Source organism: Sphingobacterium ginsenosidimutans (assembly GCF_039536865.1).
GTDB classification, from domain to species: Bacteria; Bacteroidota; Bacteroidia; order Sphingobacteriales; family Sphingobacteriaceae; genus Sphingobacterium; species Sphingobacterium detergens.
The window spans coordinates 168,282-192,465 of the sequence record NZ_BAAAZK010000010.1; the positions used below are offsets into that span (position 1 = coordinate 168,282).

A 24,184-nucleotide genomic window follows, 5' to 3' on the forward strand; every position below is an offset into this window, starting at 1 on the left:
TGATTTTTAGTGATTTACGAATTGAATGATTTCGAAAGTGAAAATTAGGATACCGATACTGATCAGGAAATAACCAAAGATCCCCTGTAGTCGTACCACCTCCAATTTGTCTTTCCATTTGGAACCAATCTGAAGGCCTATTAAAGTGATTAGCGTAAAAGTAAGCAATATCGGCCAATTCATGTGGTTCAATAACTGGTAGTTTGCAACCAGACCAAAGGAGGCGTTTAACCCAATGATAAATAGCGATGTTGCGATAGCCTGTTTTAATGGAATTCCCAAAAGGAGCACCAACGACGGTACAATAATAAAGCCGCCACCGGCACCGACAAGTCCTGTCATGACACCCACAAGTAGACCCGCGCTAACTATTTTGAGGACTTGACCAATATGCATCGTGACAGCTGATATTTCGACCTGTTTCCTTCTGCGCATCATTGCCAGCGCGGAAATCAGGATAACAATCGAAAACAACAACATAATAACGTGATTTCTGGAGACTGCTATTTCCGCAAGATGAAATTGCGCTGGTATGGCAGCCAACAGGTGTCGCTTGGTCAAGTAGACCGACAGTAAAGACGGAACCAAAAAGAACGCCGTGGTTTTTAGATCTATTTGCCCTCTGGTCAGGGGTTTAATTGAGCCGATTATGGCCAGTATTCCAATGGAAAACAGGGAATAATCAAGGGCATATTGGGGCTCAATATGAAATAGATACACGAAGATCGGTAGTGTTAAAATACTGCCGCCACTCCCCATTAAACCCATTGATAGCCCAACCAATATCGCCAATAAAAAGCCAATTATAAAAAGTAGTTCCATTTTTTGCTAAATCAAATGCTATTGTTATACCCCCAGACTCATGATCGTCTATTCTAGGCTTAATGAGGCAGCTTGTGTCTAATTAATCCATAGATCCATGTCCCCAGGATAGCGAAGATCAGTACAATGCCCAATGTCCAATAGCCTGAGCCGATTAATGCAAACATGGGTCCCGGACAGGCTCCTGACAATGCCCAGCCCAGCCCGAAAATGGTACCACCGACGAGATAGCGTGTGATGCTTTTGTCTTTCGCCTGAAATGCGATCTGCATCCCATTGCTGTCTTTAATCTGTTTCCGTTTGATAATTTGTACAATGATAATCGCTGTTGCAAGCGCCGTACCGATCATGCCATACATGTGGAATGAGCGGAACTGAAACATCTCATAAATGCGATACCATGAAGCTGCTTCTGATTTGTATAAAATGATCCCAAATAAGATTCCGATCAATATAAATTTTATTGCTTTCATTTATGCGAAGATTAAAGGAAATAAGAAATGAACCATGATGATGCCACCTATAAAAAAACCAATGACAGCGATTAAAGAGGGAAGCTGAAAATTGCTGAGTCCTGAGATGGCGTGTCCTGACGAGCAGCCTCCGGCATATCTTGTCCCGAAACCGATCAATAGTCCGCCAATGCTCAGTATTAAAAACTGAAACCAAGAGCCATTAAAAACAAAGATCGATTCGGGAAGATAGCCCTGTAGATGATCTATTATACCTAGTTCCTTTAAATCAGCGACACTTTTTGCATTGATTTGCGCAGCAGATCCGTCGCTTAAAAAGTAATGAGCAATGAATCCTCCAATGGCGGTTCCGAGTACCACAAGAAGGTTCCAGGATTGCGTCTTCCAGTCGAAACGAAAAAAAGAGGATGATTTACCGGCACCTAATACCGTACACATCGTCCGCAGATTATTCGACATCCCGAAATCTTTTCCTTGTTTTAGCAATAAGTACATGACTAATGCAATTAAAGGCCCCGAAATATACCAAGGCCATGGTTGTTTGATGTATTCCAATAACATAGCTTGTTCTTAATTTATATGACAAAGGTACATACCGCTATTACAAAAAACGGTAACAAATGTTACCGTGGAATGTATGCTATTACATATCGTAATATTCAATATTAGCCTCTTTGATTGCTTGGGTCAATAGGGGCAGATCATCTTCTTTCTGAAATAACTTATTACGCCAAGTACGAAAAGCGGAACCTTTGTTTTGGTTTATAATAATCAAATTGCCACCGGAGCGTCTGAGATTTCGAATATGTGAAATGTTGCTCAATGGGAATTCAACTGTTTTTTTTGAATTGCTGACAGTGAGTGTATCTGCATCCAACCGCCATGTGGAGTCCAGTGTAGAACACTTGATCGCCAAATACAGTGCCAAGGGAACCATCAAAAGAGCGATGATGATCTTATAAATTTCTTGAATCGGAACTTTCGACATGCCTATCCCTATCAATAGAATCGAGGTCAATAGAATAAACATGTATTTCCCGCGATGCAATGTTGAAAGATAGAATGTTTGTGGATTACTCTTCATACTTTTTTATAAACTTTCCTTTTGCATTAATATAGTAAAAATTCTCAAGGTCTTCGCTGACCAAGGCTAATCCATTTTCAAAGGGTTGTGCATTCTGGAATTTAAAAGGAATGACCACTTTGCCACTGTAGTCAAGATATCCATACTTGTTGTCTTTAAAAACCAATAATAATTTCTCGCCAGCAAAAGATAAATACTCCTGACTTGTAGGTAATAATTTTTTGCCGGATTTGTCAACTAACTGATAGGTTAGATTTTCAAAAATCAGTGCTAGATTGTCGCGATACTCTGAGATAGTTTCGTATTTCGCAGGAATCAATACGTTCCCTTTTAGATCGAGCACACCGGTAAGGTCTCCTTCGTTGTATAAGGCATGGCTTAAACTTGGGACAGAGATGAAATCATATTTGGCAGCAAGCAATAGTTTACCGTTATAATCCAACAGACCATATTTCTGATCTTTTATAAATACCAATGGTGCACCTTCCGTATCTAAACTCAATGATTCGTATTGACAGGGGATAACTTCTTTTCCCTGTAGGTCGATCAGGCCAAACATTTGAGCTGCGTCGGTGACGATGGCATAATCACCTACGTACGCGTAGATAGAAGCATATTTTGCCGGCGTGAGTTTATTGCCTAGGCTGTCCTGTACGCCAAAAAATTCAGTATTGGGATCTTGATACCAAGATAAATGGTCATTTAGCGCGGAGTCGGTCGCAGTTTCTTCTGCTTCCCCTTCTTCATAACCTTCCGGAATTTCGAATAATGCCGTATCGTAAGGGACTTCTTCAACTTTCGTCGCTTGGATTCCTAAACCCTCGGCACCGATAGATAGCGCTGCTCCGGGTACCTTTTCTAGGTAATCGTAGGTTCCCCAGTATAATTTTGGTAAATTTTCCGCATACCAGACTGTGATTTCGGTTTGTTTATCTTTACTGCCTGCTAAATTAAATGTTGCTTTTTTACAGGACAATCCTGCAATCACTTTCTTTTCATTCGGAATTAAGCTCATTTCAAAATCACTCGAGTAAACGTAATCTCCACCCGCTGATGTTTCAATAAGCTTACCGGAGGCAAGATCCGTTGAAGTATATGTTTTGCTATTTTCGTCGACCAGATAAGAAGTCTCGTCTTTGATGTTGCTGATCTGTATGGATTTTCCAAACAGCAAACTCTCTACACGCATTTGATCCTTGCAAATATAGGCGTGCATCAATGCTTCTCCGTTTCCGGCCAAAATTTTGATAAATTCAGAAGCTGATGTATCTGTACCTGTTTCGGGATCGGCAAATTGATAGGTTATTTTAAAGACCTTTTGTTGAGCCAGACTGGTTTTAGCAAAAACTAATGTGAAAAAGGCTATGCAAAGGAAAAGATGTTTCATTGGAAATACGAATTAGAATACGAAAGTATTGAAATTTGGTTGGTTTGTGAAATAATCTTTTGTCGATTGGGAAAAATCATGCAGAAATTTTGATATTATTGTATTCAAATGCCATTTTGTAAAATAGGTGATGCTAGTAGGCTGGAACACAATAAGTGCGTTTCTATCATCCTGAAAATATCATATAAAAGTCAAGAATTTATGAATTTCATGGCATTCAGCAACTTAGGTGAGACGTGCTGTGATATTTTCGTATTTTACAAACCTTAAATTTACTTTTTAAAACAATATCTGTGGAACTACTGCTTATAGAAGACGAACCGTCGGTCATATCCTTGATAGAAAGAGGGCTAAAGGAAGAAGGCTATAACATTAGCATTGCAATGGATGGCTATACAGGTCTAAAAATGGCCGGATTAAATCATTATGACCTCATTTTGTTGGATGTCATGCTGCCTGGCATGAATGGTCTTGATGTATGCAAAAACATCCGGATGTCCAATAATGAAGTTCCGATTATTATCCTCACTGCATTGAACCAAACCGAAGATATTGTGGAAGCTTTTGAACGTGATGCAGATGATTACCTGACCAAACCGTTTCGTTTAGAGGAACTAAAGGCGCGTATAAATCGCTATAGCCGCAAGTCCAAAACGGTGACCGAACAAAAGAATGTCTTGACATTTGATGATCTGCAATTGGATCGGGATAGTAAATCTGTTCAACGCGGGGAGTCTCCGATCATACTTACAGCCACCGAATTCCGCTTATTGGAATTCTTAATGCTCAATCGGAATAAAGTATTGACACGAATAGACATCCTAGAGGAAGTTTGGGGTATGGATGTTGATCTAAGTACCAATGTCGTGGATGTCTATGTCAATTATTTGCGGAAAAAAATTGACAAACAATTTTCCCGTAAACTGATCCATACAGTTATTGGTATGGGCTATGTTATCCGTCATGAAAATTAGGACTAAGATCGTACTCTTATTTTCTATTATCAGCACGCTTCTGCTTGTTGTCTTTGCCTTGTATGTCTCTTATTTTACCTATGATAGTCTGCAGACCAAGTTTTTTCACCGTTTGGAGGAAAACGCGGTTATCGTGGGTGACCATATTGTCAACCAGAAGGAAGAAAACAAGGAGCTCTATATTCAAGTAAAACGTAAATACCTCAAACAGCTATCTGAAGGAACAGATCATTTGCTCCGTGTGGTAAAAGGTAGTGACAGTATCCGTTTTAAACCCAATTTGCCCATGCCCATGGGCTTCTATAAGGAGGTTATTAAGAATGGCAAAGGCAGATATATGCATAACGAAACCGCATTCGTAGCGGTATTTTTTAAAGACCGACTCCATCACGATAATCTAATTGTTGTGTCAGAAGGGGTTGATGATTATGGCCATGATGAACAACGACAATTAGATCGTACCTTGATTACAGGTGGATTTTTAGCAATTCTATTGATTATCCTCATGTCATTTTATTTTGCAGATCGACTACTAAAGCCTATAAAAGATATCAACAGTGATTTGGGGAAAGTGGATATTGCTAATCTGGACTATAGACTATCCAGTAAATTCAGCAATGCTAAAGATGAGTTAGGTGTATTAATTGCTAACCTCAACTCGATGCTCAGTCGTTTGGATATTTCTGTACAGTCGCAACAGAGTTTTATCGGAAATGCATCCCATTCATTAAAGACACCGCTAACAATTATTGGTGGTGAGGCCGAACTTGCACGAAATCTAATCCCCAAAGAACACGAAGCCTACTATTCATTGGAGACGATTGCGAAATATGCGGATAAGATGGAACTCATTATTAATAATCTCCTTCAATTATCCCGTATGGGCTTTAAAGGGGAGGTAGATAATAAGGTGCTCATTCGCATTGACGAATTGCTCTATGAAATTTATAAGGCTGAACGAAGCATTCATAAGGATTTTAGGTTGTCTTTTGACCTTACTCAAATCCCTGAGGATAGCGATGAGTTAACCGTATTTGCTAATCCCGATCTGTTCTATATCGCATTTAGCAATATTATCTCCAATGCGTATAAATATGGTAATGGGGAGCAGGTTCAGGTCGCTATTAGCTGTGATGACCTAAATATTACAATTAAAGTATTTGATAAAGGGATCGGAATCCCGCAGAAAGATCAGCCCCATATTTTTACTTCGTTTTATCGCGCTTCCAATGTCGGGGATATCTATGGAAATGGCCTGGGGCTTGTTTTGGCCAAGAATATCTTTGATCTTCATGGTGCTGAACTCAACCTTTATTCTGCAGAAGGGCAAGGTACCCAGGTTGTTGTCACGCTGCCTAAAATTGCTTTCTAATCTCATTTTAATCTCATCCTTATTCCATTTTTAATTTGCCGTGATATACTTGTACCAGAGATAGGTATATCATATGAAACCATCACGATTTATTCAAACCTATAAAGGAATAAATCTGATAGCTTCATCACCAACAAAAAGCAAGTTATACGGATGAAAAAAACACTTTCACTTATTACAACGTTGGGTTTGGGCATTGCGACATTACATGCGCAGGAACAGGCTCCAACAGATTCCATTCCAGCAGAAAGAAATAGCTTATTATCCAGAAGTAGTTTATTGTCAAAGGAACCAGCTAGGGCAAAATCATTTCAATTGGATGTTTTGTTGCGTGCGGGTCTGCAAGCTGATAACAGCGATGGCTCCGGTCAGGCAAAAGCAAATTTGGACGATGCCCGCATCTTGATGAGCGGTGATTACAATGATCAGCTTTCGTATAAAGTACGTTTTCGTCTGAATAGATCATTTGCACCAACCAGTCAGGACAATGGATCAAAGGCATTGGATATGGCCTATATCAAATATAAGTTTGGAAAGGATCTGAAATGGTCTGTCACAGCGGGTAAGCAGAGTGCTATCGTGGGTAGCTACGAGTTTGAAAATAATCCTATTTACGAGTATAAATTCACGGATTATGTTGACCGTATCCTGAATTTATTTGTGGTCGGGGGAACATTGTCCTATGAAGTTAACCCTAATCATTCCTTACATGCACAAGTTTATAATACAACAAACGATAGTTTTATGGATGTGCATACCAAAAATGGTTTTGCAGTAGGTGATCTGGAGCGATCTGATGTGCCAATGGGTGCTTACTTTACTTGGGTAGGAGCCTTTATGGATAAAAAAATCAATACGAAATGGTCCTATAATATCTCTCAGTTTGCGAAGGGGCATACCAATCATTCCATCTCTTTGGCAAACAAGTTTAAAACGCCGAAGCAAATGGTCTATTTAGACCTACAATATTCTTATCTAGGTGTTGACCATGCTTTGATTGCATCATCGGCAATCAATGACTTTTATGGACGTACGGGGACAGGACGCGTTTTGGCAAAGGATGTCAATTACGCTTCAGCAATTGTACGGTATGATCAGTTTTTAAGTGAAAAATGGGAGGTAGCTCTGAAAGGTGGCTATGAGACTGCCGGATCGAGAGATGACGATCAAGTTGGCAAAAATTTCCGTCAAAACTGGACCTACTTTGCTACCCTGCAACATAAGCCTTTTCATAATCAGGATTTGCGATTCTATCTTGGTTATGTAGGTAACACAGTAAACTACAAGGGACATATGGATATGGGTAAAAGTCAATATAACCGTGTAGCCTTTGGAGCATATTTTACAATTCCGGTCTTGTAATAATTCCTTTAACAAAATAACAAATAATTATTTTTTATGCGTTTAACACCAAGAGAAACAGAAAAGCTGCTATTGCATTTAGCAGGAGAATTGGCAGCAAAGCGACTAAAGCGCGGGGTGAAACTAAATTACCCTGAATGTATTGCCTATATCAGTGCTCAGATTATGGAGGAAGCAAGAGATGGTCGGTCTGTTGCGGACTTAATGTCTTATGGTACGACCTTATTGAAAAGAAGCCAGGTGATGGAAGGTGTCCCTGAGATGATCCATGATGTGCAGATTGAGGTTACTTTTCCGGACGGTACCAAGTTGGTAACAGTTCATGATCCTATACGTTAATAAATCTTAATCATATGATTCCAGGAGAATACATTTTAAAAAAAGAAGAAATCAAAGCTAACGTGGGGCGTAGAACCACTAGCCTTGTTGTAAAAAATGAAGGCGATAGACCGATTCAGGTAGGTTCGCACTATCATTTTTTTGAAGCGAACAAATTGCTTTCGTTTGACCGCGAAAAGGCATTTGGTATGCGCTTGAATATTCCTGCAAGTACAGCTGTGCGGTTTGAACCAGGTGAACAGAAGTCTGTTGTACTGGTTGAATTTGGAGGAAGCAAAGAAATTCACGGTTTCAATGGATTGACTAATGGGAAGTATACTGACCAAAATGTCAAGTCAAAAGCTGTTGAGAAAATGAAAAAATTAAAATTCAGACAATCTAAATAATATAGAATGGGAGGATGGAATAGACGCGAATGGATTAAGGTTGTAGGACTCACGACATTGGGATCTACCGTTGGTCTACATGCGCTTGGTTTAGATAAACTAGGTTTAGACAAATCATCTGTTAAATATATTGATGGGGAACTTTACATCCCTAGAGAAAAATATGCTGCTCTTTTTGGCCCTACCACGGGTGATAAGGTGCGTTTAGCTGATACGGAGCTGTTTATAGAAATTGAAAAAGATTTCAACGTATATGGCGAAGAAAATAAATTCGGTGGTGGTAAGACGATCCGTGATGGGATGGGGCAATCTGCCCGTGCCCTGCGCGATGAGGGTGTTTTAGACTTCTGTATTACCAATGTGATCATTATTGACCACTGGGGTATTGTGAAGGCTGATGTCGGTATCAAGGATGGTAAAATTGTTGGAATAGGAAAAGCGGGTAACCCTGACGTACAGGATGGTGTAACCGAAGGAATGATTATCGGAGCTTCTACCGAAGTACACGGTGGTGCGGGTTATATCCTTACGGCTGGCGGTATTGATACACACATTCACTTTATATCACCACAACAGATCGAAACTGCATTATACTCAGGTGTAACTACATTTATCGGCGGTGGTGCCGGTCCAGCAGATGGTACACTGGCAACAACTGTTACTTCGGGTAAATGGTATATCGAGCGTATGTTTGAAGCGTTTGAAAACTTACCGATCAACGTTGGTTTCTTTGGTAAAGGTAACGTCTCGACAACCAAGCCGATCGAAGAGCAAATTGAAGCCGGTGCATTAGGAGTGAAAATCCATGAGGACTGGGGTGCTACGCCTGCGACTATCGATGCCGCGTTAAAAGTTGCTGATAAGTACGACGTACAGGTGGCGATACACACGGATACATTGAATGAAGCTGGGTTCTTAGAAGATACCGTTGCCGCAATCGACGGTCGTGTTATCCACACGTTCCATACAGAAGGAGCTGGTGGTGGACACGCACCTGATATCATCAAAATTGCGATGTATCCAAATATTCTCCCTGCATCTACCAACCCGACAAAACCGTTTACAGTGAATACCGCAGAGGAGCATCTTGATATGTTAATGGTCTGCCATCACTTGGATAAAAATGTGAAAGAAGATGTTGCCTTTGCAGATTCACGTATCCGTCCACAGACGATCGCCGCAGAAGATATTCTTCAAGATATGGGTGTATTCTCTATTATGAGTTCGGATAGTCAGGCGATGGGACGTGTGGGTGAAGTTATCTCGCGTACATTCCAGACGGCACATAAAATGAAGATACAACGTGGTCCTCTGGCTGAAGATAAAGGGAAAGATAATGACAACTTCCGTGTAAAACGTTATGTGTCCAAATTTACAATCAACCCTGCAAAAGCGCATGGTGTTGATAAATATATTGGATCGATTGAGACGGGTAAATATGCCGATTTGATCTTGTGGAAACCAGAGTTGTTTGGTGTGAAGCCAGAGTTGATTATCAAAGGTGGTATGATCCTAGGTGCGAAAATGGGGGATGCGAATGCTTCTATCCCTACACCACAGCCTATCATCTACAGACCGATGTTCGGAAACTATGGTAAAGCAGTGTCAAAATTGTGTTTCAACTTCGTTTCAAAAATATCCATAGAGAATGGAAATATCCAAAAATTGAATTTATCACGTAAATGTTTGCCAGTAGAAGGCTGTCGTACAGTGATGAAAAAGGATATGGTACATAATCATGCCACACCAAATATCGTGGTCAATCCAGAAACGTATGAAGTAACAGTGGATGGTGTTTTAGCTACTTGTGAGCCATTAAAAGAGCTTCCAATGGCGCAACGTTACTTCCTGTTTTAATTCAGCATATATGATTTTAGCAAGAGACATTAAAGGCAATATTTGGACGGATAGCAAGGAGCAGGATGCTGCGGAACTTGATTTTTTAGAGCTTGAATGGTTTGATACCGAGCGACGTGTCATTCGGGGATTTACTGTTCAGGGTCGAGAGATCGGATTTAAGAATCTGGGTGAAGACTCCTTGTTCGATGGTGATATTCTGTTTGAAACAAAGGAACTCCGTATCGTTATCCGAATATTGCCCTGTCCTTGTTTGGTCGTACGACCAAAAAATGTATTGGATATGGCAAGAATATGTTTAGAAATAGGCAATAAGCATATCCCTGTTTTTATCAACAAAGATCATGAAATCATAGCGGCTTACGAAAATCCGCTGTGGGAACAATTACAACGGGCGGGATTTACACCAACGAAAGAGTCGCGGGTAATCGAACGCACGCATACATTGCGCATACATCAGTATGCCGTAGTGCAAAATAAAATCACACTAGCAAAGGGGGTATAATATGAATCCATTGTTGACATTGATGCAGATCAATGATTCCGTTTTTCCGATTGGAGGATTCACACATTCCTATGGATTGGAAACCTATATAACCAAAGGTCTTGTACACGATTCGAAAACTGCCAAAGAGTACGCACAGACTTTATTGGAACATAGCTTCTATTACAACGATGCGGCCTTTTTTCATAAGACTTGGCAATTATGCGAAACAAAGGCAACAAAGAAGAAGGTAGCAGAATTAGATGCCTTGATCACGGCCTTTAAAGCGCCTTATGAAATTCGGGATGCAAGTAAAAAATTGGGAATACGCTTCTTGAAGCTGACTGAAAAATTGCAGCCGGTTAAACGTTGTTCTGCTTATTTAAAAGCAATAAATACACAAGAATTGCATGGGCATTACGCGATGGCATTTGCCATGTTTGCACATGCGCAAGGGATTAGTTATTCAGATGCCTTGAGTGCTTTTTATTACAATTCACTCAATGGTATTATGACCAACTGCGCGAAACTGGTCCCTATTAGTCAAATGGATGCACAACAGATTCTGTTTAAGTTGCAACCATTAATCAATAAGTTGGTTATCGCGCAACCAGCGTTGGAAGAGGATTTAATCGGTAATTGTTGTATTGCACAAGATATCCGTTGTATGCAACATGAAAAGTTATATACACGTATCTATATATCGTAAAAGCAAGATTACTGCTATACTTAAAATTTATTTTATCTGATTGAGCAAGGTAAATTTTAAGCATCATAAACTTCATCTAAGCGATGAAATAAATAGTTCAGGATGAAAAAGACGTCAAAAAGAAATTATGTAAAAATTGGTGTTGCCGGACCTGTTGGATCGGGCAAGACTGCTTTGATCGAACGATTGACACGTTCGATGTCCGCAGATTATAGCATCTGTGTTGTTACAAATGATATTTACACACGTGAAGATGCGATGTATCTGCAGCAAAATTCGGCACTACCAGCAGAACGTATCATTGGTGTAGAGACTGGTGGATGCCCACATACCGCGATCCGCGAGGATGCATCGATGAATATTGAAGCCGTAGAAGAATTGGCCAACCGTTTTGAGGATGTGGAGCTTATTTTTGTTGAAAGTGGCGGGGATAACCTGACAGCAACATTCAGCCCAGATTTAGCGGATTTAACCATCTTTGTTCTTGATGTTGCCGAAGGAGAAAAAATGCCGCGTAAAGGTGGCCCCGGTATCACACGTTCAGATTTGTTATTGATCAATAAAATTGATTTGGCGCCCTATGTACATGCAGATTTGGAGGTCATGCGCCGGGATACATTGCGCATGCGTGGAGAACGTCCTTTTATTTTTACGAATCTGATGACATTAGAAGGGTTGGAAGATGTAAAGAAATGGATCAAAGAATACGCTTTATTAGAACAAGTAGGCTAAAACAATAGGATATGGATAGTAAGATAGTATTAAATGTAGCCAAAGAGGACGGTAGAAGCAGGCTGAAAGAAAGCTACCATAATGCGCCTTATAAATTGACCCACTATGGAGCAGCGAATCTAACTGACCATCTGGAAATGATTATCATGAGTGCATCACCCGGTATTATGGATACAGATCATCTTCATATTGATGTCCATGTAAAGGAAGAGGCCCAATTAAAGCTGTTTACGCAGTCTTTCAATAAATTGCACCCGATGAAAACTGGTGCTAGCCAGCATACAGATGTACAGGTTGCGTCGGGGGGAATATTGCATTATATTCCGCATCCAGTCACGCCTTTTAAAGACTCCATATTCAAGGCGACCAATCATATTCATTTGGCCGAAGATGCGGTTTTGATGTGGGGTGATATTATCAGTGTCGGGCGGATCTATATGAAAGAAGCATTTGAATTTGATCGTTTGCATACACAGACTAAGGTTTTCAGATCAGGAAAGCTGGCTTTTATTGATAATCAGCTGTTACAGCCCAAAAAGCAGCCCATCCAGAAGATGCTCTTCTTTGAAGGTTACACCCATCAAGCGACCTTTATATTCTCCGCTCTTTTTGCACAGGAATTAAAGAACGAGCTTGACGAAATATTGACTGTAGAATATAATGACATCTCTTATGGATTTACACAGGCATCATCGGATGTCGTTATTCTACGAGCGCTGGGTTCTGACGGTGAATTGCTCTATGATTTTCTGCAAATGTTAGGGCAATTGTGTTGGGACTTTACCATGCATAAACTGTCAGAGTCTAAAGAAGCTGAAGTCATCGAAAAAGAGGTAATAGAGCCTGTGCCAATTGCGGTAGATTCGATTGTGGTAGAGGTGGCTGAGGCAGAGGCAGTTGTCGCTAAAAAGAAAAGTACGGCCAGCCCGCGGAAAAAGAGGGTAAACAAGAGTAAAACGGAGGAAGGACTGAAATATGCGTAAATCGAAAGAGCCTACCGAAATCCTCATTGAGTCCATTCCCAATTTTGAGCATGTTAAATTCAATCGTGAATCGGATATCTTGGATCTTTCCTACTTTGAAGTGAATAAACGTGTTATCCATCGCAAAACACGTAAGGGCAATACGGTAAAGATACAACGGGATGACAGCACGGCCTTACAGTCGGGGCAATGTATCTATCATAGCGAAGATCTGTTTATACAGGTCAATATCTTGCCTTGTCTTTGTGTATTGCTTGACAGTCAAGATCTTTCTGTGGTCGGAGAATTCTGTTTTGATGTAGGCAATCGTCATTTGCCCGTGTATCTGAAAGCTGATGGGCGCTTTGCTGTCTCCTATGACGGACGCCTGTATCAGGCATTAAAAGAAAAATATAATGGTTCCATTTCCTTGGAAAATGCCATTTTGGAACCGGACGAACAGATTACGTCGCTTCGCAATGCGAAAAAATAAGAGGTTAGTATTCGAACGTTTGTTTTAGGTTTTGATTTGATAGTGGGAACCGATCTTTGTTTGTACGCTGCTTGAAAATGCTGAAAAATTGTGCATTTTTGTTGTTATGACATTTGGTGCGGAATTGCAGGGATGGTATCAACAGCATAAGCGTGATTTACCATGGCGGGAAACAAGAGATGCCTATAAAATTTGGCTCTCTGAGATTATCCTGCAACAGACTCGAGTAGAACAAGGGCTGCCTTACTATTTACGATTTGTGGAACGGTTTGAGACAGTCGTTGACTTTGCTAACGCAGAGGAAGATGATATTTTACACCTTTGGCAGGGACTGGGTTATTATTCAAGGGGACGAAATATGCATAAGGCTGCACGAATCGTCCGTGATGAATATAATGGCATTTTTCCCGTAGACTATAAGACCTTGCTAAAGCTTCCCGGTATTGGTGAATATACCGCTGCCGCAATATCATCCTTTTCCAATAATGAGGCTCAGGCAGTACTGGATGGGAATGTGTTCCGTGTGCTCTCGAGATATTATGGCATAGACACAGCGATCAATTCTACTGAGGGAAAGAAAATTTTTACGGCTATCGCTCAGGAAAATTTGGATCAGGAGCATCCGGCATTATACAATCAGGCCATTATGGATTTTGGTGCTATTCATTGTAAGCCGAAGCAACCTTTGTGTATTACTTGTATGTTTAATACATCCTGTTACGCCGTGCTACAGGGAGAGGTTGATCGATTGCCGGTTAAACTTAAAGGCAAAGCAAGCAGAGAACGGTACTTTAATTATTTTATCCTTAAAGACGAAGCGCAAATTTTGATGTCAAAACGCGGAGAAGGCGATGTCTGGCAGAATTTATACGAGTTTCCTCTGATCGAGTCTGATCGAACATTAAGTATACCCGAGCTCCTTGGAGATGAGCAATTTGTCCATTATTTCGGGGATAAGGCGGAGATCAAACTTCTGCAAAAACAAACTAAACATATTCTGAGCCATCAGAATATTTATGCGACATTCTTTGAAGTGCGGTTAAAGGGCGGTCTAAATCAAAAAAAATCCAATTGGGATTATGTATTTTTAAAAGATTTAGATAAATTAGCTAAACACAAGTTGATCTTTACCTTTTTGGAAAGATCCAATTTTTAACCATTTATGCTTTTAAATTATGTCAGGAGTTAACAAAGTTATTTTAGTGGGACATCTTGGAAAAGATCCCGAAATTCGATATTTAGAAGGCAATGTCTCCGTTGCCAGTTTCCCATTGGCAACTTCAGAAACGTATAACAAGGACGGAAAACGAGTAGAACAAACCGAGTGGCACAATATTGTCATGTGGCGCGGTTTGGCAGATGTGGCGGTAAAATACCTTACTAAGGGCAAATTGGTCTATATCGAAGGTCGGTTACGTACGCGTACCTACGAAGATAAAGAGGGGATCAGACGCTATGCTACTGAAGTAGTTGCTGAGACTTTTACCCTTTTGGGACGGAAATCAGATTTTGAACCTGCTGGAGCTGCTAACACGGGGAATGTTGCAAGTACCCCGGCGCAGAAAGCTGAGGATAAAGAAATCGAAGTTGATTTTACCGAAAACGATCAGGAGGATAATCCACTTCCATTTTAATCGAACTTAAAGGTAGCTTTGAATATTAGAAGATTATCATTTTATATATAGTTATGGGCAAAAGAGCAGATGAAAAATCTGCTCTTTTTGATTTCTTGGATATTTCTAAATCCTTTTAATCACCATAAAAAAGAATCTAACCATTTGTGCAGGTTCAACGAGTTGATTACAAAGACCTTTGTCCCATCGAATCATAAACACTAATTTTCGGTACAGATACGCTTTTGACACGAGTTGAGAGATCGCTAAAATTTCTTTTTGGCGGAAATTTTGGCTATGTTTGTCGTAATTATGTTGCAAGATAAAATTACGCAGTATACTGAAGAAATTAAGGCGTTTGTGCCATCTTCTTCAGCCGATGTAGAAAATTTCAGATTGAAGTTTTTGGTTTCCAAAGGGATTGTGAAAAATCTTTTTGATGAATTCAAAACAGTAACTCCTGAAGAAAAACGTACTTTGGGGAAAGTACTGAATGAATTTAAACAGTTGGCAGAAAATACATTCAAGGAAGCACAAGAGAAATTTGGTTCCGGTGAGAAGCAGAAATCCCAACAAATGGAAGGTGATTTGACGTTGCCTGGTAATGGATTTCAATTGGGGTCTAGACATCCGATCTCATTGGTACGCAAGGAAATCGTTGAGATCTTTAAAAAGCTCGGCTTTATCGTTTCTGAGGGGCCAGAGATTGAAGATGATTGGCACAATTTCTCTGCGTTGAATTTTCCTCCTGAGCATCCAGCGCGTGATATGCAAGATACATTCTTTATCAAAAAGCAAGAAGGTAACGATATTACACTAAGAACGCATACATCTTCTGTTCAGGTTCGTCTGATGGAAGCTGGTAAACCACCTTTCCGTGCGATTATGCCCGGACGAGTGTATCGGAACGAAGCCATTTCTGCCCGCGCGCATTGTTTCTTTCATCAGGTAGAAGGATTATATGTGGATGAAAATGTTTCGTTTGCTGATTTGAAGCAGACCTTATATCATTTTGTTCAAGAAATGTATGGCGAGGGAACTAAAGTGCGTTTCCGTCCTTCTTATTTCCCTTTTACAGAACCTTCTGCGGAGATGGATATTTCTTGTACGATCTGTAAAGGTGCAGGATGTAATCTTTGTAAATATTCGGGTTGGGTAGAGATTTTAGGTTGTGGGATGGTAGATCCTAATGTACTTGAAAATTGCGGAATCGACAGTAAAAAGTATTCAGGTTTTGCCTTCGGTATGGGTATCGAACGGATCACAAACCTTAAATATGTGATCAAAGATTTGCGACTTTTCTCTGAAAATGATTCGCGCTTCTTAGCTCAGTTTGAGACTGAATTAATATAAATCAATGCTAATAAAGACTATTGAAACCATCACACTATTACCACTCTCCAAACACATCTTGTTCTGTTCAGGAATTGGAAATAGTGTGATGTGTGGTAGTCTTATCTGAAGAATATGGAACCAGATCATATCATTGAATCCATAAAAAGAACAGCACGGGAACTTTTTCGTCAAAATGGTTATCATAAAACCAGTGTAAACACCCTAGCAAAAAAAGCTAAGATCGCTAAAGCGACTGTTTATAAATATTTTGATAGTAAGGAGATGATTTTGCATGCTATCTTGATGGATTATCTGCGGGCAAGTTTGTTGGAGATCTTAAAGACAACAAAATATGAGGATGATATGGCCTCTTTTTTGGCTTCTACCATTCTTCGTGTCAGCCGACTGACCTATACCGCATGTAATGAGTTGATTGGCTGGGAATTTATTCGTGAATCTGCCAATGCACAGGAATATCTAAAAACACTATCTGAAGATTTGGAATTTCTGCTTTTGAGCACATTTATTCAGAATGAAAAGATTAATGAGGCGATCAGTGAGGAAAAACTGACATTTCTGATCAAATCAAGTAAGAGCATTGTGTTCTCCTTTGCTTTTACGGCCGTTTCGGATGCTGATGTGCGTAAAAATTTCATTTCTTTTCAAAAGGAGATTCTTCCTTATCTCGTGCAGGCAACTATACTTTAGGCGAGGCTAGGTCTTATTTGTCTATTGCCCCTCGGTTATCCACTTTTAAATGCTCTTCAATTTTTTTCTGAATTATCTATTTTTTATTGATTCATATTTTTTCATTAGGAATCAAGGAGCTTGCCGGGCTCAGTTTATTGGCAGAAAGAACTTTTAGTCGATTTTCATAGCTGTGGTGCTGATAAGAACATAACGATTTTAATGCGATTATTTACAGTTTTCTTCGCCTTTTGGAGTTTAGGCGGATAAACTGATGGCCTTTGATCTCGCTTTAATCATTTTGAATATTGGGTAAATCGGATTGTTGGAAATGGATTATTGTGATGTGCAAAAGGTCTTTTTTTTAAGACCATGTGGGTCAGTGGAAAATCATTATAAAAAATTGTATTTTTGCAAACTATGAGTAGAAGAATTCCGCAAGAAAAAAAGTTCTTGAAAGATATTGCAATCATTGATATTGCCGAAGAAGGTAGAGGTGTAGGTAAAACTGATGATTTGGTTTTGTTTGTCGAAAAAGCTGTCCCCGGTGATGTTGTGGATGTGGAGTTAATGCGCAAGAAGAAGAATTTTGCTGAAGCTCGGGTGACGAGTTTAAAAGAAGCTTCTACTTATCGCGTTGATCCTTTTTGCGAGCATTTCGGTGTTTGTGGTGGTTGTAAATGGCAACACATGAGCTATGAAGCCCAATTGAAATTCAAGCAACAATCTGTTGATAATGCTTTATCCCGTATTGGGAAAGTTGATACTTCTTCCATGGAAGATATTTTGGGATCGGCACAAACGGAGTATTATAGAAACAAATTAGAATATACATTTTCCAATAAGAAATGGTTGACCTCTGTTGATGAAGATTCCTCGCAATTGGAAATGAATGCTTTGGGCTTCCATGTACCTGGACGTTTTGATAAAATCTTAGATATCGATCACTGTTTTCTTCAGGAAGATCCTTCCAATGAGGTACGAAATACCATACGTGACTTTGCATTAAGCAAGGGGATGACCTTCTATGACCTTCGTGAACATACAGGGGTATTGCGAAATCTGATTATCCGTATTTCTTCTACTGGGGAGATGATGGTCATTGTGGTTTTTGCCTACCCAGAAGAAGGACAAGTGGAATTGTTGATGGACTTCATCAATGAAAAATATCCGAAGATCGCTTCACTCCTTTATATTGTGAATCAAAAGCGCAACGATACCATTTTTGATCAAGATATTCACGTGTATGCAGGGCGGGATTTTATTTATGAGGAGATGGAAGGTCTTCGCTATAAGGTCGGACCTAAATCATTTTATCAGACCAATTCTGCGCAAGCATATGAACTCTATAAGATCACACGTGATTTTGCGGATCTAAAAGGGGATGAGTTGGTTTATGACTTATATACAGGAGCTGGTACAATTGCGAATTTTGTTGCTAAGAAAGCAAAAGAAGTGATTGGAGTTGAGTACGTACCTACGGCAATTGAAGATGCAAAGGTCAATTCTGCGATCAATAATATCAACAATACGAAGTTTTACGCTGGGGATATGAAAGATGTGTTGATACCATCTTTTATTGCTGAGCATGGTAAACCGGATGTCGTGATTACGGATCCGCCAAGAGCAGGTATGCATGCGGATGTTGTGGCCCGGTTATTGGAAATGGAGTCTCCAAAAATTGTTTACGTGAGTTGTAATGCAGCAACACAGGCGAGAGATCTAGTTTTATTGGCAGAAAAATACGATGTAAAACGTATTAAGCCTGTGGATATGTTCCCGCATACACAGCACGTAGAAAATGTCGTTCTATTGGAACTAAAAAAATCATAATATTATGGAAGTAGAGGATTTATTTTCGGGCGGAGCCAGAAATGAGGAAGCGCAATCAACTGGGCAGAGCCCGTTGAAAAGTTTGCAGGTAGATCTTGATTTTTATAGTGAGTCGATCCGTGAAGTTTCGATGGAGATTATAGAGGAAGGCTATTCTTCCTATCCGATTTTTGTAGCACATCAACATGAGGTTTCCGTAGGGGAAGTGATTTTAGATCGTGTGGATCTGGAAACTAATTGGACAATCAATGCCTCTACTTTGGAGGAATTTGTCGAATTGGATATTATTCAGGAGGATCGTAAAGCTGCTTTTATTCAGAATTATAAATCTGCGAAGGATTATATGTGTTTGTTTGTCGTTGTTGCTGAGGGTGCCAATTTTGTTTTCTATCCCTATAAATAGAGAAGGAATATTTAAACTTTTTTAACAATACAATTGTCAAACTATTACTATTTTTAGCGAAATAGGTTGAAAGCATGATGGATTCAAAAAGATATAATGAGCAGACTGGAGAATCAGGTCGTTTGGATTTAGAGTCGTTGATATTACATTATAGCTTTCAAAAGACGCTAATGGCGAGATAAATGCCTGAGAAAACTAGCGTAATAAAACAATATATTCCAATGAGAAGAATACACATAGGAGGGCTATTAGGCATCTTGATATTGCTTTTGACGGCATTCGGTGCAAAGGCCCAACATATACAGAAAGTGTCAGGTATGGTGATGCAAAGGGGAACTGCCAATAGAATTGGCGATGTGGTGGTCCTGAATTTGCGCACGAGTAGATCAGCATTGACAAACTCTTTTGGGGTGTTCACCATAGATGCCTCTGTGGGAGATTCTCTTTCTTTCACTAAAGTTGGATTTTCACCTGTAAAGACTGTTTTGACAAACCTGAATGAATTCTATATTGAGATGCAGGAGGGAATTAAGCTTGAAACAGTCATTGTAGAACGAAAGTCTAAGGAAGCCGAGTTGAATGATGCCATGGGGAATTATTCAAAAAAAGGGGTCTATAATGGCGGGAAAAATAAATTTGGAACCTATTTAGGTAGTCCTGCTACTGCACTTTATAATCTTTTTGGACGTGAGGCGAAAAATGCGAAACGCTTTGGACGCTTTATGGACCGGGAAAAGGAGGAATTGCAGGTAGACCGTATCTTTTCAAGGGCAGCTGTCCAGAAATTAACGAAATTGGATAGTGCTGATCTAGATGCGTTCATGATACGTTATCGTCCCTCATTTGATCTAGCTGAACATTGGGGCCAATATGATTTGATGAATTATGTACAGCAATCTTTAGCGGATTTTGAAGCAAAAGGACGTCCAAAAGGGTCATTGTTGCCTGATATTGAAGTTAAGACCCAAGAGAAATAAAACATTTTTCATTTTATGCTGTTAGTTCTTGTGAACATTGACCGTCAAGATTATTTGTAGCTTATCGTCTTCATTTATCAACGTTGTGATGCTTTTTTTGGAGTATGGTAACAAAAAAGTTAAAAAAGGATGCTTTTGGCACTTTGTTTGATTTTAACATGAACAGTAATTTAATTTGAATATTAAAAGTCTTAGATAGATATGAAAATGAATAGAAAATTAGCTGTATTTGGTTTGACTGTTGCAACCTCGGCTATGTTATTTGGAAGTTGTTCTACAATCCAAAATACAAATAATACGACTAAAGGTGGTGTGATCGGTGGTGTTGCGGGTGGTGCTTTAGGTGCATTAATTGGTGGTAAGGCTGGTAATACGGCTATTGGTACATTAGCAGGTGCGGCAATCGGTGGTGCAGCGGGTGTATTGATCGGTAAGAAAATGGATAAACAAGCTGCTGAGATTTCTAAAACCGTAGAAGGTGCTGAGGTGACTCAATCTGCAGAAGGTATTGTTGTGAAATTTGATTCAGGTATCTTGTTTGATTTCAATAAATCTGATTTAAAAACATCTGCAAAGGATAATATTGCAAATTTAGTTGCAACATTAAATAAGGAGCAAGGGACAGAAATTTTAGTTATTGGACACACAGATAACGTGGGAACGCTAGCTGCAAATGACAAAGTTTCTTTGGACCGTGCAAATTCGGTACGTGCATTTGCAGTATCTAAAGGTTTATCTTCTTCACGTATTAAAACTGAAGGAAGAAACTTCTCTGAGCCAATTGCAAGTAATGACACAGAATCTGGACGTGCCCAAAACCGTCGCGTAGAGATCGTTATCGTTGCTGGTGACCAAATGAAGAAAGAAGCAAAACAACAAGCTGGTCAATAACAAGCTAATCACTCCTTTGTGGGTAGATATATTTGACTCTTCTAAATGTCGAGTTTGTTGAATTTCGAAAATAACAGAAGGCGTGGATTCTATCCGCGCCTTTTTTGTGAAATATCCCAGCAGACCCCGCTGAGATAAATTATTTACTTCAGAAATTTGACAAAGTATAAACCATATTTCTGGCTGACAAACTGTCATTATATGGATTTTAATTTCTAACTTTGTAGTCTTTGAAAATTGAGCTATGCTAGATTTAACACATACAACTAAGGAACACGACGAATCTCGTCAGGGTGAGGCATTGTTATTGGAACAAGATCCAAAGATCAGTAATGGACGGAAACTGTATATAGAAAGTTACGGTTGTCAAATGAACTTCTCGGATAGTGAGATCGTTGCTTCTATTTTGTTGGATAAGGGTTTTGAGACGACAAAAAATTATCAGGAAGCTGATGTTGTCTTTATTAACACCTGTTCAATCCGTGAGAATGCAGAGCAGCGTGTTCGTAATCGACTGAAAGAATTTGAGGCGGCAAAGACCAGAAATCCTGGAATGATCGTCGGTGTACTTGGCTGTATGGCTGAGCGCTTAAAATCGAAGTTTCTGGAGGAAGAAAAATTAGTTGATGTTGTGGTAGGTCCTGATGCGTATCGCGATCTTCCTAACTTAATTGATAAGGTAGATGACGGTGCAAAAGCAGTGAATGTATTGCTTTCACGTGAGGAGACTTATGCTGATATTAATCCCGTTCGGTTAAATTCAAATGGTGTAACGGCCTTTATTTCAATCATGCGTGGTTGTGATAACATGTGTTCGTTTTGTGTGGTTCCTTTCACCAGGGGACGTGAGCGTAGCCGCGACCCACAATCTATTGTGAAAGAAGCGCAAGACCTATTCAACGCTGGATATAAAGAGGTAACCTTATTGGGGCAAAATGTGGATTCTTATAAACATACGGCGCCAGTTGCAGAAGGAGAAACTCCTGGTGAGACGGTAACGTTTGCTAAATTATTGACGATGGTTGCGGAGGTGAGCCCACTTTTACGGGTTCGTTTTTCGACTTCACATCCAAAAGATATCACGGATGAAGTTTTGTATGCCATCGCATCACATGAAAATGTTTGTAACTATATCCATTTGCCAGTACAATCCGGGAATTCGAGGGTATTAGAGCTTATGAATCGTACTTACGACCGTGAGTGGTATATGGAACGTGTAGATGCTATCCGTAAAATTATTCCAGATTGTGCGATTTCTACTGACGTTATTACAGGATTCTGTACAGAAACGGAAGCAGAACATCAGGAAACCTTGTCGATGATGGATTATGTGAAATATGACTTTGCATACATGTTTGCTTATTCTGAAAGACCAGGTACATTAGCTGCGAAGCGCTATGAAGATGATATTCCTGAAGATGTCAAAAAACGCCGTTTGACTGAGGTTATCAACAAACAACGTGACCATAGCTTATATCGTTACCAACATTTTATTGGAAAAGTTTGTAAAGTTCTGATAGAAGGTTTTTCGAAAAGATCTGAGTTTGATTTCTGTGGTCGTAATGATCAGAATGCCTTGGTTGTGTTTCCTATAGACCCGCGTTACAAACAAGGGGATTATGTTAATGTGCTTGTGGAATCATGTACGTCAGCGACCTTGCTCGGTAAAATTGTTGATTAAGAAAACTTAATATAAATTTATTTCCAACTGGAAATTTATGGATAATCAAGATATAAAAAATAGGTTTGGAATCATCGGTAATTCACCGTTGTTAAATCGGGCGATTGATATTGCCCGGCAGGTGGCTCCAACTGATATTTCTGTATTAATACAAGGTGAAAGCGGTAGTGGTAAAGAAGTTTTTTCGCATATTATCCATCAATTGAGTTCCCGTAAGCATGGACCATTTATAGCGGTCAACTGTGGGGCAATACCGGAGGGAACAATAGACTCTGAATTATTCGGACATGAGAAAGGTTCCTTTACCGGAGCACATGAAGCGCGTAAGGGCTATTTTGAAGTAGTTGATGGCGGGACAATTTTCTTGGACGAGGTCGGAGAGTTACCTTTGGGTACACAAGCTCGATTACTTCGTGTTTTGGAATCTGGGGAGTATATTCGTGTGGGATCATCAAAGGTTCAAAAAACCAATGTGCGTGTGGTTGCTGCGACAAACGTCAATATGTTTGAAGCTGTTCAAAAAGGTAAATTTAGGGAGGATTTATATTATCGTCTAAATACCGTTCCTCTGCGTGTGCCTTCACTCAGAGAACGTCCCGAAGACATCAATTTATTGTTCCGCAAGTTTATTGTTGATTTTTCGGAAAAATATCGCTCCCCTGGTGTGCAGCTGACTGAAGATGCACAAAATATGCTACGTAATTATAACTGGCCAGGTAATGTGCGTCAATTGAAAAATGTTGCCGAACAAATTGCCGTTTTAGAGAAGGAACGTATTGTTGACGCGCATACACTACAAAACTATTTGCCAAATGAATCACGTACGAGTCTACCAGCTATAGTTACATCCAATAATAACGCAAAAGAAGATTTCTCCGAAAGAGACCTCCTGTATAAGGTACTTTTCGATATGAAGAAAGATATGGTCGATCTGAAAAAGCTCGTAGTCGAGTTGATCCAGAAAGGTGTGGATTCTTCTACATTCGATCAAAATTCTCCTTATATCAATCAGCTCTATCAGGAAATTGAACCACAGATAAAATCCGATACCGAAGGATACGGTATCGCGCCAACCTTGACGATACATTCGCCGAATAATAATAATACCGCAAATGTATTGAAGAACCCTGTTGCGCAGGACGATTATCTGCAAGATGCACAAGAGGTGGAAGAGTCTTTGTCTTTGGTAGATAAGGAGTCGGATCTGATCAAAAAAGCCTTGAAAAAACATCGCGGGAAACGGAAAGCTGCAGCACAAGAATTGGGAATTTCCGAAAGAACTTTGTATCGGAAAATTAAAGACTTAAATTTAGACTAAGGTTTTGCAC

26 protein-coding genes are annotated in these 24,184 nt (G+C 39.8%); 21 read left to right on the forward strand and 5 right to left on the reverse strand.

Annotation, left to right across the window (positions count from 1 at the left end; all coding sequences use genetic code 11):
* Nucleotides 1–6: 6 nt before the first annotated feature.
* The 5 genes from ABFX33_RS25615 to ABFX33_RS25635 form a co-directional block, all read right to left on the reverse strand.
* Nucleotides 7–822 carry a sulfite exporter TauE/SafE family protein gene (locus ABFX33_RS25615; RefSeq protein WP_346089124.1) on the reverse strand — a complete coding sequence of 272 codons (816 nt, stop codon included), beginning with the start codon at nt 820–822 and terminating at the stop codon, nt 7–9.
* Between the two features lie 59 nt (nt 823–881).
* Entirely contained in the window at nt 882–1,295 is a 414-nt protein-coding gene (locus ABFX33_RS25620) for a YeeE/YedE family protein (RefSeq protein ID WP_257094836.1), read from the reverse strand.
* A complete protein-coding gene (locus tag ABFX33_RS25625) occupies nt 1,296–1,856 on the reverse strand; it encodes a YeeE/YedE family protein (RefSeq protein ID WP_346089127.1) in 561 nt (186 codons plus the stop codon). It abuts the gene before it with no gap.
* 82 nt (nt 1,857–1,938) lie between these two features.
* The gene (locus ABFX33_RS25630; protein WP_346089129.1) at nt 1,939–2,379 is read right to left on the reverse strand and encodes a hypothetical protein; all 441 of its coding nucleotides are present in this window, start codon (nt 2,377–2,379) and stop codon (nt 1,939–1,941) included.
* On the reverse strand, nt 2,369–3,766 hold the full coding sequence (locus ABFX33_RS25635; RefSeq protein ID WP_346089131.1) for a WG repeat-containing protein: 1,398 nt from the start codon (nt 3,764–3,766) through the stop codon (nt 2,369–2,371). The genes ABFX33_RS25630 and ABFX33_RS25635 overlap by 11 nt, the downstream gene beginning before the upstream one ends.
* Nucleotides 3,767–4,059: 293 nt before the next feature.
* On the opposite strand from ABFX33_RS25635, the gene ABFX33_RS25640 reads away from it, so the two are divergent.
* The 21 genes from ABFX33_RS25640 (at nt 4,060) to ABFX33_RS25740 (ending at nt 24,174) form a co-directional block, all read left to right on the forward strand.
* Nucleotides 4,060–4,740 (forward strand): response regulator transcription factor, encoded by a 681-nt coding sequence (locus tag ABFX33_RS25640; protein WP_346089133.1) that lies wholly within the window; start codon nt 4,060–4,062, stop codon nt 4,738–4,740.
* On the forward strand, nt 4,730–6,112 hold the full coding sequence (locus tag ABFX33_RS25645) for a sensor histidine kinase (protein ID WP_257094823.1): 1,383 nt from the start codon (nt 4,730–4,732) through the stop codon (nt 6,110–6,112). The genes ABFX33_RS25640 and ABFX33_RS25645 overlap by 11 nt, the downstream gene beginning before the upstream one ends.
* A 153-nt stretch (nt 6,113–6,265) precedes the next feature.
* A complete protein-coding gene (locus ABFX33_RS25650; RefSeq protein WP_346089136.1) occupies nt 6,266–7,474 on the forward strand; it encodes a porin in 1,209 nt (402 codons plus the stop codon).
* A gap of 36 nt (nt 7,475–7,510) precedes the next feature.
* Nucleotides 7,511–7,813, forward strand: a complete 303-nt coding sequence (gene ureA / locus ABFX33_RS25655) for an urease subunit gamma (protein WP_046674789.1) — start codon at nt 7,511–7,513, stop codon at nt 7,811–7,813.
* Nucleotides 7,814–7,827: 14 nt separating this feature from the next.
* Nucleotides 7,828–8,199, forward strand: coding sequence for an urease subunit beta (gene ureB / locus ABFX33_RS25660; RefSeq protein WP_120261831.1), 372 nt, complete (start codon nt 7,828–7,830; stop codon nt 8,197–8,199).
* A 6-nt stretch (nt 8,200–8,205) separates the two neighbouring features.
* Nucleotides 8,206–10,056, forward strand: coding sequence for an urease subunit alpha (ureC, locus tag ABFX33_RS25665; protein ID WP_346089138.1), 1,851 nt, complete (start codon nt 8,206–8,208; stop codon nt 10,054–10,056).
* A 10-nt stretch (nt 10,057–10,066) separates the two neighbouring features.
* Nucleotides 10,067–10,561 (forward strand): urease accessory protein UreE, encoded by a 495-nt coding sequence (locus ABFX33_RS25670; protein WP_346089140.1) that lies wholly within the window; start codon nt 10,067–10,069, stop codon nt 10,559–10,561.
* A gap of 1 nt (nt 10,562) precedes the next feature.
* Nucleotides 10,563–11,249, forward strand: a complete 687-nt coding sequence (locus ABFX33_RS25675) for an urease accessory protein UreF (protein WP_120261828.1) — start codon at nt 10,563–10,565, stop codon at nt 11,247–11,249.
* A gap of 102 nt (nt 11,250–11,351) precedes the next feature.
* A complete protein-coding gene (gene ureG / locus ABFX33_RS25680; RefSeq protein ID WP_120261827.1) occupies nt 11,352–11,981 on the forward strand; it encodes an urease accessory protein UreG in 630 nt (209 codons plus the stop codon).
* 11 nt (nt 11,982–11,992) lie between these two features.
* Nucleotides 11,993–12,964: an urease accessory protein UreD gene (locus tag ABFX33_RS25685; RefSeq protein ID WP_346089143.1), complete on the forward strand. Its 972-nt coding sequence runs from the start codon at nt 11,993–11,995 to the stop codon at nt 12,962–12,964.
* Nucleotides 12,957–13,436 carry an urease accessory protein UreE gene (locus ABFX33_RS25690; RefSeq protein ID WP_259186717.1) on the forward strand — a complete coding sequence of 160 codons (480 nt, stop codon included), beginning with the start codon at nt 12,957–12,959 and terminating at the stop codon, nt 13,434–13,436. The genes ABFX33_RS25685 and ABFX33_RS25690 overlap by 8 nt, the downstream gene beginning before the upstream one ends.
* Before the next feature lie 106 nt (nt 13,437–13,542).
* Nucleotides 13,543–14,592 (forward strand): A/G-specific adenine glycosylase, encoded by a 1,050-nt coding sequence (gene mutY / locus ABFX33_RS25695; protein WP_346089145.1) that lies wholly within the window; start codon nt 13,543–13,545, stop codon nt 14,590–14,592.
* Between the two features lie 19 nt (nt 14,593–14,611).
* Nucleotides 14,612–15,070, forward strand: a complete 459-nt coding sequence (locus ABFX33_RS25700; protein ID WP_120261823.1) for a single-stranded DNA-binding protein — start codon at nt 14,612–14,614, stop codon at nt 15,068–15,070.
* A gap of 291 nt (nt 15,071–15,361) precedes the next feature.
* Nucleotides 15,362–16,402 (forward strand): phenylalanine--tRNA ligase subunit alpha, encoded by a 1,041-nt coding sequence (gene pheS, locus ABFX33_RS25705; protein WP_120261919.1) that lies wholly within the window; start codon nt 15,362–15,364, stop codon nt 16,400–16,402.
* Nucleotides 16,403–16,516: 114 nt separating this feature from the next.
* A complete protein-coding gene (locus ABFX33_RS25710) occupies nt 16,517–17,092 on the forward strand; it encodes a TetR/AcrR family transcriptional regulator (protein ID WP_120261822.1) in 576 nt (191 codons plus the stop codon).
* 399 nt (nt 17,093–17,491) lie between these two features.
* Nucleotides 17,492–18,904, forward strand: coding sequence for a 23S rRNA (uracil(1939)-C(5))-methyltransferase RlmD (gene rlmD, locus ABFX33_RS25715; RefSeq protein ID WP_346089147.1), 1,413 nt, complete (start codon nt 17,492–17,494; stop codon nt 18,902–18,904).
* A gap of 4 nt (nt 18,905–18,908) precedes the next feature.
* On the forward strand, nt 18,909–19,307 hold the full coding sequence (locus ABFX33_RS25720) for a hypothetical protein (protein ID WP_346089149.1): 399 nt from the start codon (nt 18,909–18,911) through the stop codon (nt 19,305–19,307).
* A gap of 221 nt (nt 19,308–19,528) precedes the next feature.
* Complete coding sequence (locus ABFX33_RS25725; protein ID WP_147420475.1) at nt 19,529–20,284, forward strand: hypothetical protein; 756 nt, start codon at nt 19,529–19,531, stop codon at nt 20,282–20,284.
* A 201-nt stretch (nt 20,285–20,485) separates the two neighbouring features.
* The gene (locus ABFX33_RS25730) at nt 20,486–21,175 is read left to right on the forward strand and encodes a YiaD family glycine zipper/OmpA-like lipoprotein (RefSeq protein WP_257094794.1); all 690 of its coding nucleotides are present in this window, start codon (nt 20,486–20,488) and stop codon (nt 21,173–21,175) included.
* A gap of 244 nt (nt 21,176–21,419) precedes the next feature.
* Nucleotides 21,420–22,856 carry a tRNA (N6-isopentenyl adenosine(37)-C2)-methylthiotransferase MiaB gene (gene miaB, locus ABFX33_RS25735; RefSeq protein ID WP_120261817.1) on the forward strand — a complete coding sequence of 479 codons (1,437 nt, stop codon included), beginning with the start codon at nt 21,420–21,422 and terminating at the stop codon, nt 22,854–22,856.
* A 37-nt stretch (nt 22,857–22,893) separates the two neighbouring features.
* On the forward strand, nt 22,894–24,174 hold the full coding sequence (locus tag ABFX33_RS25740) for a sigma-54 interaction domain-containing protein (protein WP_120261816.1): 1,281 nt from the start codon (nt 22,894–22,896) through the stop codon (nt 24,172–24,174).
* Nucleotides 24,175–24,184 lie beyond the last annotated feature (10 nt).

What these genes read in the sequence shown, in the direction of transcription:
- ABFX33_RS25635 (WP_346089131.1), bottom strand. Translation starts at nt 3,766, where the DNA reads ATGAAACATCTTTTCCTTTGCATAGCCTTTTTCACATTAGTTTTTGCT.
- ABFX33_RS25720 (WP_346089149.1), top strand. Translation starts at nt 18,909, where the DNA reads ATGGAAGTAGAGGATTTATTTTCGGGCGGAGCCAGAAATGAGGAAGCG.
- ABFX33_RS25620 (WP_257094836.1), bottom strand. Translation starts at nt 1,295, where the DNA reads ATGAAAGCAATAAAATTTATATTGATCGGAATCTTATTTGGGATCATT.
- pheS (WP_120261919.1), top strand. Translation starts at nt 15,362, where the DNA reads ATGTTGCAAGATAAAATTACGCAGTATACTGAAGAAATTAAGGCGTTT.
- ureG (WP_120261827.1), top strand. Translation starts at nt 11,352, where the DNA reads ATGAAAAAGACGTCAAAAAGAAATTATGTAAAAATTGGTGTTGCCGGA.
- ABFX33_RS25630 (WP_346089129.1), bottom strand. Translation starts at nt 2,379, where the DNA reads ATGAAGAGTAATCCACAAACATTCTATCTTTCAACATTGCATCGCGGG.
- ureA (WP_046674789.1), top strand. Translation starts at nt 7,511, where the DNA reads ATGCGTTTAACACCAAGAGAAACAGAAAAGCTGCTATTGCATTTAGCA.
- ABFX33_RS25625 (WP_346089127.1), bottom strand. Translation starts at nt 1,856, where the DNA reads ATGTTATTGGAATACATCAAACAACCATGGCCTTGGTATATTTCGGGG.
- ABFX33_RS25645 (WP_257094823.1), top strand. Translation starts at nt 4,730, where the DNA reads ATGAAAATTAGGACTAAGATCGTACTCTTATTTTCTATTATCAGCACG.
- ABFX33_RS25730 (WP_257094794.1), top strand. Translation starts at nt 20,486, where the DNA reads ATGAAAATGAATAGAAAATTAGCTGTATTTGGTTTGACTGTTGCAACC.
- ABFX33_RS25740 (WP_120261816.1), top strand. Translation starts at nt 22,894, where the DNA reads ATGGATAATCAAGATATAAAAAATAGGTTTGGAATCATCGGTAATTCA.
- ABFX33_RS25725 (WP_147420475.1), top strand. Translation starts at nt 19,529, where the DNA reads ATGAGAAGAATACACATAGGAGGGCTATTAGGCATCTTGATATTGCTT.
- ABFX33_RS25650 (WP_346089136.1), top strand. Translation starts at nt 6,266, where the DNA reads ATGAAAAAAACACTTTCACTTATTACAACGTTGGGTTTGGGCATTGCG.
- ABFX33_RS25615 (WP_346089124.1), bottom strand. Translation starts at nt 822, where the DNA reads ATGGAACTACTTTTTATAATTGGCTTTTTATTGGCGATATTGGTTGGG.
- mutY (WP_346089145.1), top strand. Translation starts at nt 13,543, where the DNA reads ATGACATTTGGTGCGGAATTGCAGGGATGGTATCAACAGCATAAGCGT.
- ABFX33_RS25670 (WP_346089140.1), top strand. Translation starts at nt 10,067, where the DNA reads ATGATTTTAGCAAGAGACATTAAAGGCAATATTTGGACGGATAGCAAG.
- ABFX33_RS25690 (WP_259186717.1), top strand. Translation starts at nt 12,957, where the DNA reads ATGCGTAAATCGAAAGAGCCTACCGAAATCCTCATTGAGTCCATTCCC.
- ABFX33_RS25700 (WP_120261823.1), top strand. Translation starts at nt 14,612, where the DNA reads ATGTCAGGAGTTAACAAAGTTATTTTAGTGGGACATCTTGGAAAAGAT.
- miaB (WP_120261817.1), top strand. Translation starts at nt 21,420, where the DNA reads ATGCTAGATTTAACACATACAACTAAGGAACACGACGAATCTCGTCAG.
- ABFX33_RS25710 (WP_120261822.1), top strand. Translation starts at nt 16,517, where the DNA reads ATGGAACCAGATCATATCATTGAATCCATAAAAAGAACAGCACGGGAA.
- rlmD (WP_346089147.1), top strand. Translation starts at nt 17,492, where the DNA reads ATGAGTAGAAGAATTCCGCAAGAAAAAAAGTTCTTGAAAGATATTGCA.
- ureB (WP_120261831.1), top strand. Translation starts at nt 7,828, where the DNA reads ATGATTCCAGGAGAATACATTTTAAAAAAAGAAGAAATCAAAGCTAAC.
- ABFX33_RS25685 (WP_346089143.1), top strand. Translation starts at nt 11,993, where the DNA reads ATGGATAGTAAGATAGTATTAAATGTAGCCAAAGAGGACGGTAGAAGC.
- ABFX33_RS25675 (WP_120261828.1), top strand. Translation starts at nt 10,563, where the DNA reads ATGAATCCATTGTTGACATTGATGCAGATCAATGATTCCGTTTTTCCG.
- ureC (WP_346089138.1), top strand. Translation starts at nt 8,206, where the DNA reads ATGGGAGGATGGAATAGACGCGAATGGATTAAGGTTGTAGGACTCACG.